At 71.2% G+C, this 18,719-nt stretch carries 16 protein-coding genes; 9 read left to right on the plus strand and 7 right to left on the minus strand.

Features of this window, described 5'->3' with window-relative positions; all coding sequences use genetic code 11:
- Window position 1 precedes the first annotated feature (1 nt).
- Window positions 2-742, minus strand: a complete 741-nt coding sequence (locus ABFX45_RS04880; RefSeq protein WP_233439525.1) for a FadR/GntR family transcriptional regulator — start codon at window positions 740-742, stop codon at window positions 2-4.
- Between the two features lie 251 nt (window positions 743-993).
- Here ABFX45_RS04880 and ABFX45_RS04885 point away from each other — a divergent pair, with 251 nt between their 5' ends.
- The 6 genes from ABFX45_RS04885 to ABFX45_RS04910 all read left to right on the plus strand — a co-directional run bounded on the left by ABFX45_RS04885 (window position 994) and on the right by ABFX45_RS04910 (window position 6,655).
- The gene (locus tag ABFX45_RS04885) at window positions 994-2,415 is read left to right on the plus strand and encodes an RICIN domain-containing protein (RefSeq protein ID WP_346127919.1); all 1,422 of its coding nucleotides are present in this window, start codon (window positions 994-996) and stop codon (window positions 2,413-2,415) included.
- Between the two features lie 332 nt (window positions 2,416-2,747).
- On the plus strand, window positions 2,748-3,764 hold the full coding sequence (locus ABFX45_RS04890) for a sensor histidine kinase (protein ID WP_346127921.1): 1,017 nt from the start codon (window positions 2,748-2,750) through the stop codon (window positions 3,762-3,764).
- Window positions 3,757-4,803 (plus strand): hypothetical protein, encoded by a 1,047-nt coding sequence (locus ABFX45_RS04895; RefSeq protein ID WP_346127923.1) that lies wholly within the window; start codon window positions 3,757-3,759, stop codon window positions 4,801-4,803. Before ABFX45_RS04890 ends, ABFX45_RS04895 begins: the two co-directional genes overlap by 8 nt.
- A complete protein-coding gene (locus ABFX45_RS04900; RefSeq protein WP_109636775.1) occupies window positions 4,788-5,432 on the plus strand; it encodes a response regulator transcription factor in 645 nt (214 codons plus the stop codon). The genes ABFX45_RS04895 and ABFX45_RS04900 overlap by 16 nt, the downstream gene beginning before the upstream one ends.
- An 89-nt stretch (window positions 5,433-5,521) precedes the next feature.
- A complete protein-coding gene (locus tag ABFX45_RS04905) occupies window positions 5,522-6,136 on the plus strand; it encodes a hypothetical protein (RefSeq protein WP_112225330.1) in 615 nt (204 codons plus the stop codon).
- Between the two features lie 42 nt (window positions 6,137-6,178).
- Entirely contained in the window at window positions 6,179-6,655 is a 477-nt protein-coding gene (locus tag ABFX45_RS04910) for a winged helix-turn-helix transcriptional regulator (RefSeq protein ID WP_346127926.1), read from the plus strand.
- Here the strand turns inward: ABFX45_RS04910 and ABFX45_RS04915 are convergent.
- From ABFX45_RS04915 to ABFX45_RS04935, 5 genes are read right to left on the minus strand one after another with little or no spacing between them, the layout of a single operon-like run.
- Complete coding sequence (locus tag ABFX45_RS04915; protein ID WP_428834085.1) at window positions 6,639-7,103, minus strand: PaaI family thioesterase; 465 nt, start codon at window positions 7,101-7,103, stop codon at window positions 6,639-6,641. The two genes, ABFX45_RS04910 and ABFX45_RS04915, sit on opposite strands and share 17 nt — an antisense overlap.
- A 27-nt stretch (window positions 7,104-7,130) precedes the next feature.
- Complete coding sequence (locus ABFX45_RS04920; RefSeq protein ID WP_346127930.1) at window positions 7,131-8,303, minus strand: thiolase family protein; 1,173 nt, start codon at window positions 8,301-8,303, stop codon at window positions 7,131-7,133.
- A gap of 48 nt (window positions 8,304-8,351) precedes the next feature.
- Complete coding sequence (locus ABFX45_RS04925; protein ID WP_346127932.1) at window positions 8,352-8,861, minus strand: GNAT family N-acetyltransferase; 510 nt, start codon at window positions 8,859-8,861, stop codon at window positions 8,352-8,354.
- Window positions 8,855-9,835, minus strand: a complete 981-nt coding sequence (locus tag ABFX45_RS04930) for a hypothetical protein (RefSeq protein WP_346127934.1) — start codon at window positions 9,833-9,835, stop codon at window positions 8,855-8,857. The genes ABFX45_RS04925 and ABFX45_RS04930 overlap by 7 nt, the downstream gene beginning before the upstream one ends.
- 34 nt (window positions 9,836-9,869) lie before the next feature.
- Window positions 9,870-11,099, minus strand: coding sequence for a lysyl oxidase family protein (locus ABFX45_RS04935; RefSeq protein ID WP_346127936.1), 1,230 nt, complete (start codon window positions 11,097-11,099; stop codon window positions 9,870-9,872).
- Window positions 11,100-11,200: 101 nt separating this feature from the next.
- Between ABFX45_RS04935 and ABFX45_RS04940 the strand changes: the two genes are divergently transcribed.
- The 3 genes from ABFX45_RS04940 (at window position 11,201) to ABFX45_RS04950 (ending at window position 16,379) form a co-directional block, all read left to right on the plus strand.
- On the plus strand, window positions 11,201-11,761 hold the full coding sequence (locus ABFX45_RS04940) for a MerR family transcriptional regulator (protein WP_346127938.1): 561 nt from the start codon (window positions 11,201-11,203) through the stop codon (window positions 11,759-11,761).
- Window positions 11,758-14,049, plus strand: a complete 2,292-nt coding sequence (locus tag ABFX45_RS04945; protein ID WP_346127940.1) for a VIT domain-containing protein — start codon at window positions 11,758-11,760, stop codon at window positions 14,047-14,049. The genes ABFX45_RS04940 and ABFX45_RS04945 overlap by 4 nt, the downstream gene beginning before the upstream one ends.
- Window positions 14,050-14,375: 326 nt before the next feature.
- Window positions 14,376-16,379 carry a GH36-type glycosyl hydrolase domain-containing protein gene (locus tag ABFX45_RS04950; RefSeq protein WP_346127942.1) on the plus strand — a complete coding sequence of 668 codons (2,004 nt, stop codon included), beginning with the start codon at window positions 14,376-14,378 and terminating at the stop codon, window positions 16,377-16,379.
- Here the strand turns inward: ABFX45_RS04950 and ABFX45_RS04955 are convergent.
- On the minus strand, window positions 16,321-18,642 hold the full coding sequence (locus tag ABFX45_RS04955; protein ID WP_346127944.1) for an ATP-binding protein: 2,322 nt from the start codon (window positions 18,640-18,642) through the stop codon (window positions 16,321-16,323). The two genes, ABFX45_RS04950 and ABFX45_RS04955, sit on opposite strands and share 59 nt — an antisense overlap.
- Window positions 18,643-18,719: the final 77 nt, after the last annotated feature.

Raw genomic sequence — 18,719 nt, forward strand, 5'->3', positions numbered from 1 at the left:
GTCAGCCGAAGACGCGGCGCTGGATCTCCCTGCGGTAGTCCTCGAGCGTCCTGTCGACGTGCACGGCGGCGGCAGCGGCGGCCGCGTCCTCGTCGCCGTCGCGGATGGCCCGGTAGATCGCGGCGTGCTCCTGCACCGCCTCCGCGGCGTGGTCGCCGACGGCGCCGTGCAGGCCGATGATGTTGGACTGGCGCTGCAGGCGACGGGCTTCGCGCACCGCCGCGACCAGGAACTGGTTGTGCGAGGCGGCCGCGATGGCCAGGTGGAAGTCGTCGTCGCCGCGGTCGAACAGCGCCGCCTGCCCCGTGACGTGCCCCTGCTTGCACAGTTCCGCGGCGACCTCGATCGCACGCAGCTCGGCGGGGGTCGCGCGGGTCGCGGCGTGCCTGGCCGCCGCGGTCTCCTGGACCCGGCGGAACTCGAAGAGCATGTAGACGTGGTCGAGGTCGGTGGGCATGAAGAAGCCGCCCCACCTCGAAGAACCGAGCATGCCCTCGTCGTCGGCGACGTAGAGCCCGCGCCCCTTGTGCGCGCGCACCCTGCCGAGCGCGGAGAGGATCTTCACCGCCTCGCGGACGACGGTCCGGCTGGTCCCCATCCGGCCGGCCAGCTCGTTCTCGGTCGGCATGCGGTCGCCCGGCCGCAGTTCGAGCTCGGCGATGAGCTGCAGGATCCGCTCGGCGACGAGCTCGTAGCCCGGCCGGTAGGAGGCGGGCGGCGCGTACGCGGCTTCTGCATCCACCGAAACGGCTCCTTCATGAGTATGACTTTTTCGTTCGTCGAACCAGAATACATGCGCGTCGAACGAGCAGGACAGGCCATCGAACATGGAATCGAACCTGACCAGCGCGGTGATCAGCCTCGTGGACGAAGCTCCGGATAAGCATGCTCATCCGCTTGACGCCCGCTTCGTCAGGCTGCTCTCATGAACCCGCCGGGCACGGCCCGCATTCGACCGATCGCAATGAGCGACACACTGTAGTGGAGCAGCCGATGAGTCGTCGATGGAAAGCGCTTACCGCGCTACTGGCCCCGGTGTTGCTACTCGGGCTGCTGACCGCCGTGCAGAGCCCGGCCCAGGCCTCCACCGCGCAGTTCAGGGGCGTGAACTGGGCCGACCAACGGGACAACTTCGTCAACGGAGTGCTGTACCCGTCAGGTCTCACCGCTTCGGACACCTACTCCTCGGCCGCCGCCGTCGCCGACCGCGTGGTGGGCCAGCTGTACTCGATCACCGGCGCCAACACGGTGCGGATCCCGATCAACGAGCCGACCGTGGCGAACTACTGGGGCACCTACACCGGCGCCATCGACACGGCTCTGACCAAGGGCAACGTGATCTTCGCGTACTGGGCGCACACCGGCGGCCGTCCGCCGAACATGACCGCGTTCAACCAGATGTGGGACAAGGTCGTGGCCAAGTACGGCGGCAACCCGAACGCCTACTTCGAGGTCATCAACGAGCCGCACGGCTACAGCACCACCGACCTCAACAACATGTACTACGGCTGGCTGAACAGGTACTCGAGCCTCCCGCGCGGCAGGGTGATCCTGGACGGCGCCGGCCTCGCCCAGAACGTGCCCGCCGTCGGCAACGACAGCAGGCTCAACGGCACCCTGCTCGCGGTGCACGACTACTCGTTCTTCGCCGGCTACGAGAGCGAAACCCAGTGGGCCGACCACATCGCGAGCTACATCGGCAACCACGCCGCCCGCACCATCGCCACCGAGTGGGGCGGCGCGATGTCCCCCGGCACCAAGAACAACGTGTACTTCGACGCCATCGACTACAACATCCCCAGCGGGTCGTACATGTCCGACTACGTCCGGGGCGTCAGCGCGAAACTGCGCAGCCTCGGCATGGGCAGCGTGTACTGGCCGGGCCTGCGTGACGGCGACTGGTACAGCCTGACCAGCAGAAGCGGCCAGACCCTGTCGCTGACCAACCCGTCGGGACTGCAACGGCTGCGCTACGCCTGGGGCCTGGGCGACGGCGGCAGCACCGAGGTCGAGATCCGCAACATCGGCACCGGCTGGTACGTCGACGGCCTGGGCAGGACCAGCGCTTCCACGGCCGGTCAGGGCACCGGCGGCACCAGCACGAGCCAGCGGTGGATCGTCGAGAACACCGGCTCGTACGTGCGGTTCCGCAACGTGGTCAGCGGGCTGTACCTCGACGGGCTGGGGAGTTCGTCCAACGGTGCGGATGCGGGGCAGCGTGGTGGTAGTTCGGCCACTAGTCAGCAGTGGACCGTGGTCACCGGGAAGAGCCGGGGCAACGATGTGCGCATCAGGAACCGGGCCACCGGGCTCTATCTGGACGGGATGGGGAGGGCTTCGGGGGCGCCGAACCTCGGGCAGTGGGGAGACAGCAACAGCCTGAACCAGCAGTGGCGGATTATCGCGGCGGGTTGATGGGGCTGGGCTCGGCGGAGTGGATCGGCCGGGCTGCTGCGGGCTGACAGCGCCGGCCGTGCTGACGGGGCTGACGGGGCTGAGCGGGCTGGCCGAGCTGACCCGTTACCTCTGCCGGCCCGCGGCAGTACGTTCATCCGTCCGCCCGGTCAACCCCGCCAGGCCCCTTAGCCCGGTCAACACCGTCGGCCCCGCCGGCCGGGGCTGACCGGGCTGCCGCGATCCCGCCAACGGCGCCAGACCAAATCCAAAACCAGCGGCCTCACCCGCCGCGGGTCGCCACTCTCTCCGCCACCCCACCCCGCGCATCCGCCACCTGACACAATCCCGGCGTGCTGCTGGAGGCGAGGCTCCTCGCGACGGTCAACCGTCTCGCCGGTCCGGTCCGCGGTGCCGGTGTCTTCCTGATCAGCGTGTTCGGCGCGTTGTCGGTGAACTCGCCGTTGGGCTGGGCGTTGTTCGCGTTCGTCGTGCTCACCTCGATCGCGGACTTCCGCGTGCCGAGGGTGGCGCTGCCGGTGGCGTTTCTGCGCGTGGTGGTGTTGTCGGTGGCGCTGGGGGATCAGCAGTGGACCCTCACCGTGCTCACCACGACGCTGATCACCTGGCAGTGGCAATGGCCGCCGCGGGTCACCGTGCCCGCCACGGCCTTGCTGCTCGCGGTGCAGGTGGCGGTGGCCGGGCCTGGCGTGCTGGTTCGGGCGGTGCTGGAGTCGGTGCTCGCGCGGGTCGCCTACGAGCTGCTGCGGCGGTCCAGCCGGCGGGTCGACGCGTTGCGCGAGCGGGCGGCGGAGCAGCAGCGGGCGGCGGCGGTGGCGCTGGAACGCGGTAGGCGGGAGCGGGAGTTTCTGGCGTTGTTGCACGACACTGCTGCGGCTACGTTCCTGATGGCCGCGTACGGGGGTGATGCGTCGGCCGTTGCGGTGCAGGCCCGGCGTGACCTCGCGGTGCTGGCCGAGCGGGACAACGCCCAGGGTGCGGTGGACCTCGGGGCCGCGCTCACGGCGGTGGCTCGGGGCAGTGCTGTCACGGTGTCCGTGGAGCCGGCGCCGGTGCCCGCTGCCGTCGCGCTGGCGTTCGTGCGGGCCGTGGGGGAGCTGCTCAAGAACGTTGAGCGGCACGCGGGTGCCGCCACCGTGGAACTGGAAGTGAGCAGAACCGACGAAGGCGTGCTCGTGGTCGTTGCGGACGATGGCCGCGGGTTCGTGCCCGGCGACGTGCCGGAGCATCGGCGGGGGTTGCGCGGGTCGGTGGTGGAACGGCTGCGGGCTGCGGGTGGTGAGGCCAGGATCGACTCGGTGCCGGGACGAGGTACCAGCGTGCGACTGGTCTGGCCCGCCGATGACTGACCACGCCGTTTTCGCCACCACGCGGCGTGTTCTGCTGGTCGTGGTCGTCGTCATCCAGCTCGGGCTGACGCTGCCCGTGCTCGTGACGTACTCCCGTGAGGCGTCGTGGGTGGCGTTCGTGCTGCTGAGCTCCGTGCTGGTGGCCGGGTTCATCGCGGAGTTGCCCGCCGTCATCGCGCTGCCCGGTACAGCTCTGGTGCTCGTGGCGTCCATCCTCGCGACGACTGCCCTGCCGCACGCGGCGTCGTTCGGTCCCGCCGACTGGGCGTTCGGGCTGGTCGGCTGGTACGTGCTGCTTCTGCTGATCGAGCGGCCGAAGGTGGCGATGGCCGCACTCGCGGCACACATCGCGTTTTCCGTCGCGTGGTTCCTGCACGACGGCAACGGCGACATCGGTACTGCCGGCGTCGTGATCCTCAGCGGCACGAGCCTGCAGATCGGGGTTCTGGTGATGACGCGTGTGCTGGTGCGCGATGCCCGCCTCGCCGCGGAAGCCGCCGCCGAGCACGACGCCGCCCGTACGCGGGAAGAGCTTGCCAGGCAACGGGAACAGGACCTCCGCACCGGGTTCGCCGGTCAGCTGGGCGCGGTGCTGCCGCTGCTCGCCGATCTCGCCGACGAGGTGGTGAGCGCGGCCGACGAATCCACCAGGCTGCGCTGCTCGGTCGCGGCGGTGCAGCTGCGCAGGTTGTTCGCGGAGAACGACGAGGTGCCGGACCCGTTGCTGCACGAGCTGACCGCGTGCGTGGACGTGGCCGAGCGGCGCGGAGTCGTGGTGTCGCTCGCGGTGAGCGGCACGGCGACACCGGTGCCGACGGAGGTGCGCCGGGAACTGGTGGCACCGATGGCCCAGGCGCTTGCCGCCGCTGACGGACGTGCGAAGGTGAGCCTGCTGCGCACCGCCGACGAGGTGCGGGTGGCGGTGGTCGCGGATGCGCCGGGAGTGTTGCCGGACGGCGGCTCGCCGGCGTTGGTCACCGTGGAGACCAGCGTCCACAGCGGACTGGTGAGGAGCGAGGCGAGATGGCGGACGACGTGACGGCGGTCGTGGTCGACGATCATCCCGTCGTGCGCGCGGGCGTGGCGCACTGGCTGTCCACCGCGCAGCCGCCGATCGCGCTCGTGGCGAGCGGCGAGGACCCCGAGGTCGCCTGGACCGCGCCCGCCGAGTCGGTGGTCGTGCTCGACCTGCACCTCGGCGGTGCCGCACCGGCGATGCCCGCACTGCGCAGGCTCGTCGAAGCCGGCCGCAAGGTCGTCGTCTATTCGATGCGCGCGGACGACGACACCGCGTTGCAATGCCTGGAGATCGGCGCGCTCAGCTACCTGACGAAGTCCGAAGGTGCGGATCACCTCGTGCAGGCGGTGCGTGCGGCGGCGGCAGGCCAGTCCTACACGCCACCCGCGCTCGCGGGCGCGCTGGCGGGCGACAGGTCCGAGACCCGGCCCGCGCTGTCACCGCGCGAGACCGAGGTCCTGGTCGAGTGGTTCCAGTCGGAGTCCAAGGAGTTCGTGGCCCAGCGCCTGAACATCACGCTCAGCACGGTGAACTCGCATCTGGAACGGATCAGGGTCAAGTACGCGGCGATCGGCAGGCAGGCACCCACCAAGGCGGCGCTGGTGGCCAGGGCGATCCAGGACGGGCTGATCGGGCTCGACGACCTCTGACCCGTGTGGTGTGAACGACCGATACCGCCGCCACCAGCCGCGACCTAGCCTCCTCGGCGACCCCAGGTTCCGCCCAGAGGAGTTCCGCAGTGACGCACGCCCGTGGCCCCCTGATCATCGCCGCCGCCGCAGGACTGCTCCTGTCGGCGTGCGGCTCCGCGACCACCGGTGCACCGGCTCCCGTGGAGACGACCAGCGCGACCCCGACGACCAGCGCGAGCCCTACGTCCGCCGCCGCACCGGTCTCCGCCCCCGGTGACGTCACCGCGCCCGGCACCAAGCTCAAGGTCGGCGCTCGCGCGGTGATCCCGTACGCCTCGTCGGACAAGAACGGCACCGTGGCGGTCACGCTCACCGCCATCGAACAGGGCGCGAAGGAGGATCTCGCGAAGTTCGGTGACAAGGCGAAGCACATCACGCCGTTCTACCTGCGGGTGCGAGTCGAGAACCTGAGCGGCACCGACCTCAGGTACGTCTCGGTGTCGCTGCGCGGCCTCGGTGTGGACGGCAAGGGCACCGGCGTGATCATCAGCGGTGAGACGCCGAAGTGCGAGTCCACCAGCGCGCCGAAGACGTTCACGACGGCAGGTGCGACCTACGAGACGTGCGTGCTGAGCGGGGCGCCGGACGGGTCGAAGGTCGCGGCAGCCGAGTACAGCCGCGGTGACGGCTACGACAAGTCGCCGGTGACCTGGGAGAGCTGACACCTGGGTATGCTCAACGCTAGTCAGGTGTAGGCTTCCCGCATGCCCATGCAGATGAGCGGGCCGCTGGCCGCGCTGGACAAGTGGCAGCCGGACCGGTGTTCCATGGCCATGGCGCTGGACGTCGTCGGCACCAAGTCGGCGATGCTCCTGCTGCGGGAGGCGTTCTACGGGACAACGCGGTTCGACGGTTTCGTGCGCCGCGTCGGCATCACCGAGGCGGTGGCGGCCAAGCGGCTCAAGGAACTGGTGGAGCACGGCCTGCTGGAGAAGCGGCCCTACCGGGAGCCCGGATCGCGGACCCGGTACGAGTACGTCCTGACCGAGATGGGCAACGCGTTGCTGCCGGTGGTCGTAGCCCTCATGCAGTGGGGCGACACCTACCTGCGTGACGACGGCGGGCCGCTGCGGGTCGTGGCGGCGGAGACCGGAGAGCCCGTCAGCGTGCGGGTCGCCCCGTCCGGCGCCGAGTCGCTCGGGCCGGAGGGGCTGGCCGTCCGGATCAACCGGAAGGGATGATCAAGCACGTCGTCACGGCGTGGGCGATCACCCTGCCCGAGCTGTCGGTGATGCGGGCCTGCGCGGTGGCGGTGCGGCGGCCGATCGTGATCACCGTTCCCTCGCAGGTGAGCACGCCACTGTCCACTGTGGCCACTCGGGTGAACTTGATCGTCAGGTCCAGTGACGTGTAGCCGGTGCCGGCCGGCAGTTTCGTGTGGATGGCGCAGCCGAGCGCGGTGTCGGCGAGCGTCGACAGGATGCCGCCGTGCACCGATCCGATCACGTTGTAGTGCCACTCGGCGGGCTCGAGCTCGAAACGCGCCCACCCGTCACCGACCTCCACGGGAACGATGCCGGTGGTCTGACCGGCCGGAGGGGTGGCAGGTCGCCGGTGCCGATCCGTTTGAGGAACTCGATCCCGTCCATCTCGGTGGCGGCCTGCGCGAGGATCCGCGGGTCGCTCCAGTCGTAGCTGCGCTGCCGCGGGGGCATGTCAGATCCTCTCGACGATGGTCGCGTTGGCGAGTCCGCCCGCCTCGCACATGACCTGGAGCCCGTAGCGGCCACCGGTCTGCTCCAGGTTGTGGAGCAGCGTGGTCATCAGGCGGGCGCCCGAACCTCCGAGCGGGTGACCGATGGCGATGGCGCCGCCGGTCGGGTTGACCTTGGCCGGGTCGGCACCGGTTTCCGCCTGCCACGCCAGCACGACGGACGCGAACGCCTCGTTGACCTCGAAGACGTCGATGTCGTTGATGGTCAGGCCGGCGCGGGTGAGCACCTTCCGGGTGGCCGGGATGATGCCGGTGAGCATCAGCACCGGGTCGTCGCCGACGACGGCGAAGGAATGGACGCGGGCACGCGGGCGGAGGCCGAGGCGGGTGGCCGCCTCCTCGCTCGTCACCAGCACGGCGGCGGCGCCGTCGTTGACCGGTGAGCTGTTGCCGGCGGTGACGCGCCAGTCCAGGTCCGGATACCGCTGCTCCCAGTGTTCGCTGCGGAACGCGGGACGGAGCCCGGAGAGGACCTCGGCCGTCGTGTCCGGACGGATCGTCTCGTCGGTGCGCAGGTCGTTGACGTACGTCACCTGCGCGTCGAAGAACCCGTTCTTCCACGCAGTGGCGGCGCGGTCGTGGGACTCGGCGGAGAACTCGTCGAGCTGGGCGCGGGAGAGGTTCCAGCGGTCCGCGATGAGTTCGGCACTGATGCCTTGGGGAATGAGCTCGTAGCGCTCGGAGACCTTGGTACCGGCGAAGTTCTTGCCCAGGGTCTGCGAGCCGATCGGGATGCGGCTCATGGACTCGACACCGGAGGCGATGACGACGTCGTAGGCGCCGGCGATCACGCCCTGCGCGGCGAAGTGCAGGGCCTGCTGGCTGGAACCGCACTGGCGGTCGACGGTCACACCCGGCACCGACTCCGGAAAACCGGCGGCGAGCGCGGCCCAGCGGGCGGTGTTGCCGGACTGCTCGCCGACCTGGCCCACGGCTCCGCTGATCACGTCGTCGACCGCGGCCGGGTCGATACCGGTGCGCTCCACGAGGGCGGCGAGGACCGTGCTGTGCAGGTCGACGGGATGGATCTCGGCGTAGGCGCCGCCGGGCTTGCCCTTGGCGAGCGGAGTGCGGACGGCGTCGACGATGACGGCAGTCTGACTAGTGGTAGCCATAGCCAGCACAGTAGCTACTGGCTATGGAAAAGCAAAGTTAGACCTGGGTCACAGCGCCTTGTGGAACACGAGGAAGTCGCACGGACAGGCGAGCCGCGGCACCAGCGCCGGGTAGTCCTCACCGAGGTCGCCCGTGCGCACCACGCGGTAGCCGATGCGCGTGTACCAGGCCCGCAGGAAGTCCTTGACCGGATGGTTCCAGGTCCGCGGCACCAGCAGCTCCAGCTGCATGCGGGAGAGACCGCGCTCGCGGCCCCACCGTTCGGCGAAGGACACGAGGTCCCTGCCGAGGCCGGTGCCGCGCTCCTCCTGGGCGGCGACCAGCATCCCGAACTCGCCCAGGCCGTCGCCGAGCTGCTGGACGCGCACCGCGCCCACGACGCGCTCGCCCGCTCGGACCACCGCGATCTGTCCAGCGTGGATGAGGTCCGCCACCTCGGCTTCGCTCGTCCGGGCGGCGCCGTCGAGCCAGAGTCCCGCCTCGGCTTCGGCGTACACCCGGTTCACCAGCTCGGCGATCTCCGCGGCGAGCCCGGCGTCGTCGGTGAACGTCACCATGGCGACGGCTGGGTGGTCTCGGCGAGCTTGTGCGCGTGCTGAAGCACGCCCAGTTCGCGCAGCATCCGGTCGCATTGTACTGGGTCGTGTGCGACGTGCGAGGCGTGCAGAGCCTTGCGCAGGCGCCTCGTCCGGAACGGCGTCCACCGACTCGCCAGCGCCAGCTTGGCTGCACGCAGCGCCGCCCGGTCGCGGGTGCGCGCCACCGCGTCGCGGTGGTCGTCTCCCAAGCCCAGCAACGACAACAGGCGTTCCCGGAGCTCACGGCCCACTCGGGCCCAGGTGGTCGTGCGCTGACGCGTCGCGCGGATCTCGATGCCGAGCGCGAGGTGCAGCATCACGAGGCCCAGCACCGGTCCGAGCAGGACGCGGGCGGTACCCGCGACCGGACCGGACAGGCTGAGAGCGGCGAACGCGGCGAACGCCGTGAGCGCCCACGCCACCAGGCGGGCAGGGCCAGGACGGCCGTTCCCGCGCACGCCCGCGCGCATGGCCCAGCCGCACGCGATCAGCGCCGCCTCCATCACGGAGAACAGCACGACCCGCTCGACGACGTCGGTGATTCCCAGGCGCTGCTCGAAAAACCTCCACGAGGTGTCCACGCTGACGCCGATGCTCAGCACCGCGACCGCGTAGAAACCCTTGGCACCGGCGGGTTTCGCCGGTTCGGCGGGCGTGCCGCCGTCCGCCTCGTCCAGCTGTGCGATCAGCTCGGGCGTCAGCGGCACGTGTCCGCTCGTGTCCGTCACACCGTTGCGGGCGCGCCATTCGTTGACGATCGGCGCGGTGTACGGCCGGCTGGGCGCCGGTTGCCCGTGCTCGCCCAGCCAGGCGCGTACTTCCTCGACGGTGCTCCCGCGCGGCATGTGCTCCAGCGCGTACTGGATCTGCAGTTTCTTGGTTTTGAGCCGGCCCAGCTCGGCCCTGTGGTCGTTGCTGTGCAGGGTGTTGTGGCCGACCTTGTCCGTGGTCACCCGCGGCACCCTACCGGGTCACCCGGCGTGAACCTCAGCAGGTTTTCGGCGTGGTCCCCAGCACGGCTTTCGGGGTGGCGGTGGCCAGTCCGGACAGCGTGATCGGGATGCGGACGCAGTTGTTGCCCTCGCCGGTCTCGCGGATCTTGTCGTTCGGGTCGACGTGGGTGACCAGCGTGTAGGTGCCATCCGCGAGCGCGCTGACCTCGATCATCTGGTCGGGCAGTGCCCACCAGTACTCGTCGGCCCACCCGCGTGAGATGCCGTTCTTGAACGCGTCGACACCGGGTGGCGACGACGGCTCCGGGTCCAGGCAGCGCGGCGCCGGATAGCTCTGCGGCGCGTTGCCCTTGCGCGCCCACCAGGGCATCTCGGTGTCGGCCATGCAGAAGCCGTTCTTCTTCCCGGTGGCGACGACGGCACCGGCCGAGTTCTCCAGCCTGGAGACCGAGAAGTCCTCGAAGTGATAGTGGTGGTGGATCTCGTGATAGTGCATGACCCCGACGGACGGCACGTCGCGATACGTCCCGTCAGCGCGATAAATGCGTTGTGAGCCCGGGACTTCGTGCGGGCGCTGGCCGGCCGGGGTCGAGTACCGCACGTCGACGGGACCCTCACCGACGTTCGACATCGCCTGGCCGAAGCGCAGGCACTTGCGGGCGTTCTGCTCCTCCACCTCGCTGCGGAAGCACGACGAGCCGGGCGCCGCGACGTCGTCGAAGAACGGCGGTGGCGTCTCGAACGTCGCGTACCGCTGGGGGAGTGCCTCGAGATCCGGCAGGAGCTCGCGCGGAGACGGCCTGGGCGAGTTCTCGTTCTCCAGCAGGCCTTCGTACCGGACGACGTCCGACCCCAGCTCGGGTACGAACGGGTTGTAGAAGACGTAAACGGTGTAGCGCGCGGTGGTTTTCGGCAGCCACACCGATCGAGCCGGGCCGATCTGCGCGTCGGCGAGTGCCACGCGCCGCGACCCCTGGTAGACGGCGAACCCGAGACTGTCGTCCGGAGTGGCGCCGACCGCCTGGATCGCGAGCTCGACGCCGCCGGCCTTCGCCCGCAGACCGGCGGGCAGCCGGACGGAGACGAACGCGCGGTCGCACCCGTTGGTCCGGCATTCGGGCACATCGCGCAGCCGCGGATCGGACTTGCGCACCTCGCCCTTCCAGAAGACCGGGCGGTGGGAGTCCACGACCACCGCTGCCGCAGCGGCTGCGGACGGGGATAAGAGCAGCAGGAGTGCTGCCAGGATTGCCAAGCCTCTCATTCCGTGCCCCCTCATGCAGGTTTGGTCACGCTCAGCAACTCGTGAGGTTACTCCGGGCTGCAACGTTGACACTGTAACGATTGCAGTGTCAGTATCGGGGTGTGTGGACGCTCGACGAGTTGCTGGAACGTGTCTCCGCCGCGCTCACGGCGGAGTACTCGGGCGCGCCCAACGGCAGGGTGCGGGACGTGCCCGATCGGCGGGCAGTCCGCTGGTACGCGACGACCGGGCTGGTCGACCGGCCGTCCGCGATGCGCGGCCGGACGGCGTTGTACGAGAAGCGCCACCTGCTTCAGCTCGTGGCCGTGAAGAGACTGCAGTCGCAGGGCAGGACGCTGGCCGAGGTCCAGGCCGAGCTCGCGGGCGCCACCGACACCACGCTGGCGGCCATCGCCCGCGTGCCGGAAGGACTGCTCGAACCCGGTGAACCGCCACCGGCGGAGGCCGTCCGCCCGCGGTTCTGGGCCGAACCCGTCGCCACCCCCGCCCCAGCGCCGCCGGCGGCTCCGCTGAACGGTGTCGCGCTCGGTGGAGGTGCCGTTCTCCTGGTGCCGGGTGTGCCGGCCGCCGCCGACTGCGCGGACATCGCGGCCGCCGCCCGGCCGTTGCTCGACCTGCTCGCCGCCCGTGGCCTGCTCACGAACGAAAGGGAATCGTCATGACCTTCTCCGTCGCCCCGATGAAGGCTCCCGAACTGGACCGCGTCGGCGGGACGAGTGAGGACGCGGGTGTCGGTGCGCTGCACACCGAACGCGGCAACCTGCCGCTGGAACGCCTCGACGTGCGCGCGACGATCACCGGCCTGGTCGGCCGCGTCGTGCTGACGACCGGTTTCGTGAACTCCCACGACACGGCTCTCGAAGCGACGTACGTGTTCCCGCTCCCGGATCGCGCCGCCGTGATCGGCATGAAGATGACCGCCGGGGACCGCACGGTCGAGGCCGAGCTGCAGGAACGCGGTGCCGCGCGGGAGGCTTACGACGAAGCGATAGCTGCCGGCCGAAGAGCGTCCATCGTCGAGGAGGAACGGCCCGACGTCTTCACCATGCGGGTCGGCAACATCCCGGCGGGTGAGCGGGTGACCGTCGAGCTGAGCCTGGTCGGGCCGCTGGTGTTCGAGGACGGCGCTGCCACGTTCCGGTTCCCGCTGGTGGTCGCACCCCGGTACGTGCCGGGCACGCCGCTGCCGGGGCCGTCGGTGGGCGACGGGTACGCGGACGACACGGACGTGGTGCCGGACGCCTCCCGGATCACTCCGCCGGTGCTGCTGCCGGGATTCCCGAACCCCGTGCGGCTGGGCATCGGCGTGCGGATCGACCCGGCCGGTCTGGAGCTCGGCGAGGTGCGGTCGAGCCTGCACACCGTCGTGGCCGAGGGTGACACCGTCACGGTCGTGCCGGGGGAGCGCGTCGACCGGGACTTCGTGCTGCGCCTGGAGTACGCGGGCAACAGCTCCGCGGCCGTGTGCGTGCCCGACGACGACGGCGGTACCTACCAGCTGACGGTCCTGCCACCGGACCCGGCTACCCCGGTCCGCCCTCGTGACGTGGTGCTGCTGCTCGACCGCTCCGGCAGCATGTCGGGCTGGAAGATGGTCGCGGCCAGGCGCGCGGCCGCCCGCATCGTCGACACGCTCACCGCCGACGACACCTTCGCCGTGATCACCTTCGACGACCGCGTGGAACGGCCTGCCGAGCTCGGCACGGGACTCGTCGCGGCCACCGACCGCCACCGCTTCCGCGCCGTCGAGCACCTGGCCGGCGTGCAGGCCCGCGGCGGGACCGAGCTGTTCGAGCCGTTGCGGCAGGGGCTCGGGCTGCTGGCCGATGCGAGCTCCGAGCGCGACCCCGTCCTGGTGCTCGTCACGGACGGGCAGGTCGGCAACGAGGACCAGATCCTGCGCGACATGGCACCGGTGATCAACCGGACGAGGGTGCACGCCGTCGGCATCGACACGGCCGTCAACGCGGGCTTCCTCGGCAGGCTGGCCGCCAGGGGTGCCGGCCGGTGCGAGCTCGTCGAGAGCGAGGACCGCCTGGACGAGGCGATGACGCACATCCAGCGCCGGATCGGTGCGCCGGTGATCACCGACGTGGTGGTGACACCATCGTCCTCGCTGCCCAAGCCGCCCTCGGCCATCTATCCCGGTGTACCGCTGGTGGTCCTCGGCCGCTACACCGCGCAGGCCCCGGAGTCGTTCACCGTGCGCGGCCGGACCAGGGACGGCGCGGACTGGCAGGAGACGGTCGCCGTGCAGCACCACACCGAGCCCGCGGTCCGCGCGCAGTGGGCCCGCGCCGCGCTGCGTGACCTCGAAGACCGGTACGCGAGCGGGGAGAGGGCGGTGGAGGCGCCGATCGTGGAGACTTCGCTGCGGTTCGGTGTGTTGTGCCGCTTCACCGCGTTCGTCGCGGTGGACGAGCGAGTGGTGTCCGACGGCACGGTGCACCGCGTGGTGCAGCCGGTCGAGCAGCCCGCGGGCTGGGAGACGCCGCGGTTCGCCGCGCCGATGCCCGCCTTCCCCGTCGCGATGGCCGCGCCGGCCGGGTTCGGCGCGCCGCCGCCCGCCGCTCCTGCAGGGTTCCCCGCCGCGCCGCAGGCTCGTCTCCTCCGGGCGGCGGGGCCGAAGCTGGTTCCTGGGGGTGGTGGTGCCGCACCGGTGCCCGACGACCCGGCGGAACTGCGCGAGATCGCGGCGCTGGAGGTTCAGCGCCTCGAGAAGGACGCTGGCCGGCCCGGCTGGGAACGCCGGGAGCTGCTGGCGGATCTGGCCAGCCGGCTCGGCATGCTCGTCGGCTCCAGGCAGGGGTCCGCGTACGAGCCGCTGCGCCGCCTGGTTGCGGAGCTCACGGCCGCCGGTGACGTGGACCAGTTGTGGGCACGGGCACTGCAGGTGTTGCGGGAGTTCGCCGGGCAGACGGGAGAGCGTCGGCGGAGGTTCTGGCGCTGAGTGGCTCGGGGCCGTCAGTTTGTGGGAGTTGGGCGCGGTGACGGGAGTCCGTTGGCGGGGGTTGTGGCGCTGAGTGGGGCGGGCCCGCCGGTGTTGTGGGTTGCGTGCGCGGACGGGACTCCGTTGGCGGGGTTGTGGCGTTGATCGGGTCCCGCTCGCTCGTGTTGCGGGAGTTGGGCGGGTGAGCGTCGGCCGAGGTTGTGGCGCTCAACGGATCCGGCCCGCCCCTGCTGCGGGAGTTGGTCGGGCACAGGGGAGACCGGTTGCGAGGTTCTGGCGCTGAACGGACCTAGCCCGCCCCTGCGTTCTGCCGCAACGCTTCACAGGTGAGCGTGTTCGGGGTGTGGACGACGGCCGAGGGCCTGCCCGCGTTCGAGTACCGGGCGGGCCCTCAGCCCTGGGATCCGATCATCGACCCGCCGTCGTCGGCGCATCGGGTTCACGTGGGCAACCGCCGGATCACCCTGGTGGCCGACAGCGACGGGCTCACCGGGGTGTGGGACGAGCACCTCGGGTGCCGCTGGATCGCCGAGCGCACCGGTGTCGGGCGGTTCGGTGCGCTGTCCACGGACAAAGCCGGGACCAAGCTGTTCGGGCCGACCTTCTTCCGGGTGGCGGTCGCCGACGAGGAGGCCGAGGTCGAGCGCACGGTGCTGTGCCCGGAAGGTGCGGTGCCGTGGGTGCTGATCCGGGTTGACGTGGTCAACCGGGGTGCGGTTGCGCTGCGCCGGCCGTTGACCGAGAAGTGGGTGGTGCGGCCGCGCTTGGTGGACCTGGAGTTCGGGCCGTCGCGCGAGGTTGCTCCGGCGGACGCACCCGTGGTGGCGCTGGAGGAGTTCGGTGGTGAGCGGGTGGAGACCGTGGACGGGCCGTTGACGGTCGCCGTCGAGGTCTCGTTGCCACCGGGCGGGCGGACGACGGTGTGGTTCCGGTTCGGGCTGTTCGACGGATTCGAGGATCCCGCGGCCCGGTACGCCTCCAGTCTGGCGGGCCTGCGCGACCGGCTCCCCTCGGCGACGGCCCCACGGGCACCGGAGGCGGCCATCGAGATCCCCTGGCACGCGGCGCTGCTCACCGGCGGCGCCTGTGCGGACGGCGTGCTCGGCGGCCACACGCTCGACCAGGGGTCCGCGTACTCGTTCCGGCACGGTTTCAACGGCGCGGCAAGGGATCCGCTGCAGCACGCGCTCCCGCTCGTCCACCTCGAACCGGACCTCGCGCTGTCGGTCCTTCGCAACACCTGCGCCTGGGGCAGCCCGGACGGTGACCTGCCGTACGCGCTCGACGGCCGCAAGCAGCCGTGGACCCGGCTGTTCCGGCCGTCCGACCAGAACCTGTGGGCGCTCTGGCTGGCCGCCGAGTACGCGGCGGCCACCGGGGACCTCGCGGCGTTCGACCGGCCGGTGCCGTACCACCCGTGCCACGGGGCCGAGCCGGTTGCGCTGGCAGAGAACCTGCGGCGCCAGTTCCGCTTCTTCGTCGACGAGGTCGGCGTGGGGGAGCACGGGCACGTCCGCATCCTGAACGCCGACTGGAACGACCTCGCGATCAGCGAGTCCGAAGTGGACCGTGAGCTGATGATCGAGCGCGGCGAGTCGGTGCTCAACTCGGCGATGGCGGCCTGGGTGCTGCCCGTGTACGCGGGGCTGGCGGAACGGCTCGGCGACCGGGCCACTGCCGCCGAGGCGCGGCAGCGTGCCGCCGATCTCCGTGAGCGGGTCGCGAACGAGTGGAACGGCCGGTGGTTCCGGCGTGCGCACGCCCCTGGTGGCGGGCCTGTTGGGGAGAACGACCTGTGGCTCGAGGTGCAGCCGTGGGCGATCCTGTGCGGCGCGGCCACACCCGAGCAGGCGCGGGCGTTGCTGCGCACGATCGACGAGACGTGCCGCGCCGGATCACCGCTCGGCGCGCGGTCGCGGTGGCCCGTTCCCGAAGGCAGGCCCGGCCAGGTGTGGTTCTCGGTCAACATGACGCTGATCTGGGCGGCTGCCCGCTACGACCCCGACCTGGCGTGGGACGAGTGGCGGCGGATGACCCTGCACGCGCACTCCGCCGCCTACCCCGGCACGTGGACCGGCACGCTGTCCGGACCCGACTGCTACCTCGCGCCGGAGAGCGACCGGCCCGGCGAGACGTGGGCACTGCCGGAGCTCGGCGTCGCGATGCAGGCCTATCCCGTGGCCAACCTGCACAGCCACGCGCAGCCGTTGCTCGCCTACCTGCGGCTGCTCGGCGTGGAACCCAACGCCGGCGGAGCCCCCAGCGATGTGCTCACCGGCGTTGATGCACCCACGCTGCGAGCCGGGTGCGGGAGGTCATCCCGAGCTTGACCAGCACGCGTTCGACGTGACCTTCCGCGGTGCGCTGGGAGATCACCAGCCTGGCCGCGATCTCCTTGTTGGACAGCCCCTTGGCGACGAGCGCGGCGACCTCCTGCTCGCGCCGGGTGAGCGGCGCCCACGACTTCTCGTCCTGCCGGGACGGGCGAGGCGCGGTGTCGCCGCACGGGAGGTTCTCCAGCGCCTGCAACGGATGGGACGCGGTGTGCCCGGCCGCCTCGGCGTACGCGGTGCCGCCCAGCGCGGCGCGGGCCGTGGCCACGCTCTGCTCGTGGAACTCGACCAGCTGCGCGAGTCCCATCAGCGGCATGCCCACCGTCGGCCACAGCTGCTCCAGCACGCCGAACAGCCGGGCGGCCTCGCGGTGCCGTCCGGTGGTGGTGAGCGCCCACGCCAGGTACTCGCCGCCCATGCCGAGCCCGAACAGGTCGTTGAGCTCCAGCTTGACCCTGATGCTCTCGCGCAGCGGCCCGATCGCCTGCTCGGCGTCGCCGCGCCGCCACAGCGCGAGGCCCAGCAGCACCAGGCCCCACGAGTAGACCCACCGGGCGTCGTGCCGCCTGCTGAGGTCCACGCACTCTTCGGCGTAGGCGACGGCCCGGTCGACGTCTCCCGTCATCGACGCCACCAGGCTGAGCTTCGTCAGGACCTTCAGCGCCGGGCTGGTGAGCTCGCCCAGCGCGACGTGCCGCTCCCAGGACCGCGCGCAGAGCTCGTGCGACTGCTCCAGATTTCCCTTCAGCAACGCTCCCAGCCCGGCGACCTGCAGGCCGTAGGCCTCCAGCCGCGCGTCGCCCAGTTGCGCGGCGAGCTGCCGGCACTGCTCGGCCCTGGCCTCCGCGGCGACGAGGTCGCCGGCGTGGGAGGCCGCCCAGCCGGACACCCACAACACCACCCCGAGTGCCCGGCTCGGCTCGGTTGCCGCAGCCACCAGGCGATCGAGCCACTGTTGTCCCTCGACCAGCAGACCGCCGGGCACCCAGTAGCACCACAGCGCTCCGCCGATCCGCAGACCCGCCTCGAGACTGCCGGGATCGGACAGGCAGAACTCCAGCGCCGCGCGCGCGTTGTCGTGCTCACTGCGCAGCCGGTCCATCCACGCCCGCTCGTCGGGGCCGAACCAGCCGGCCGCGGCCTCCTCCGCAAGGCGCAGGAACCAGTCGCGGTGCCTGACCGTCATCGCGTGGTCCTCGCCGGCCGCACGCAGCTTCTCCAGGCCGTACCGCCGCAGGACGTCGAGCATGCGGTAGCGGGGCTCCTGCCCGCGCTGCTCCTCGCACCGCGTCAGGATCGACTTGTCCACCAGGCCCGTCGCGAGATCGACGACCTCTGCGGGCTCGATCCCGGCACCGCCGCAGACCTCCTCGGCCGCGCGGAGGTCGAAACCGCCGGCGAACACCGACGCCCGAGCCCACAGCAGCCGCTCCCGCGGCGAGCACAGCTCGTGGCTCCCGTCGATCGCGGCGCACAGCGTCTGGTGGCGTCCGGTGAGCATCTGGAACCGGTCGTCCAGCCGCTCCAGCACCTGGAGCACCGACAACGCGCGCAGCCGCACCGCCGCCAGTTCGATCGCGAGCGGAATGCCGTCGAGCCGCCGGCAGAGCTGCAGCACCGCGGCCGCGTTCTCGGGCGTGACGGCGAACGCCGGGTGGACCGCCCTGGCGCGTTCGGTCAGGAGGGTGATCGCCTCGTACCGGCAGAGCTCGTCCGGCGGCGGTGTCCGGTCGCGGTCCGGCAGCGACAACGGCGGCACGGTGAGCAGGTGCTCGCCGGCGACTCCGAGGGGCTGGCGGCTGGTGGTGATGATCCGCAGCCCGGGAGCGCACGCCAGCAACGAGGCGATGAGCCCGGCGCACGCCACGGCCAGGTGCTCGCAGCTGTCCAGCACCAGCAACGCCTGCTTGTCCCGCAGGTGGTCCAGCACGACGTCCGGGTGCGAGCGCGGTGCCCAGCCGAAGCCGACGGTGTTGTCCTCCAGCCCGAACGCCGCCGCCACCGCGTGCGGCACCAGCTCCGGCTCCCGCAACGTCTCCAGCTCCACCAGCCACACGCCGTCGCGGAACGCCCGCCGCACCTCGGTTGCCACCCGCAGCGCGAGCCGCGTCTTGCCGACCCCGCCGGCACCGGTCAGCGTCAGCAGACGGGTCCTGGTCAGCAGGTCACGCGCGGCGCTGATCTCCTGCCCGCGCCCCACGAAACTGGAGACGTCGGCCGGCAGGTTGCCCCGCGCCGCGCGCCTGCTCGGGAGGATCACGTCGCTCGTCTCACCTCGCGGGTCGCAGGGCAGTGACAACCGATTATGGCAACCGTGCCGCCGCAGGGCCACGGCCA

This window comes from Lentzea roselyniae, assembly GCF_039537795.1.
Classification (GTDB): Bacteria; Actinomycetota; Actinomycetes; order Mycobacteriales; family Pseudonocardiaceae; genus Lentzea; species Lentzea atacamensis.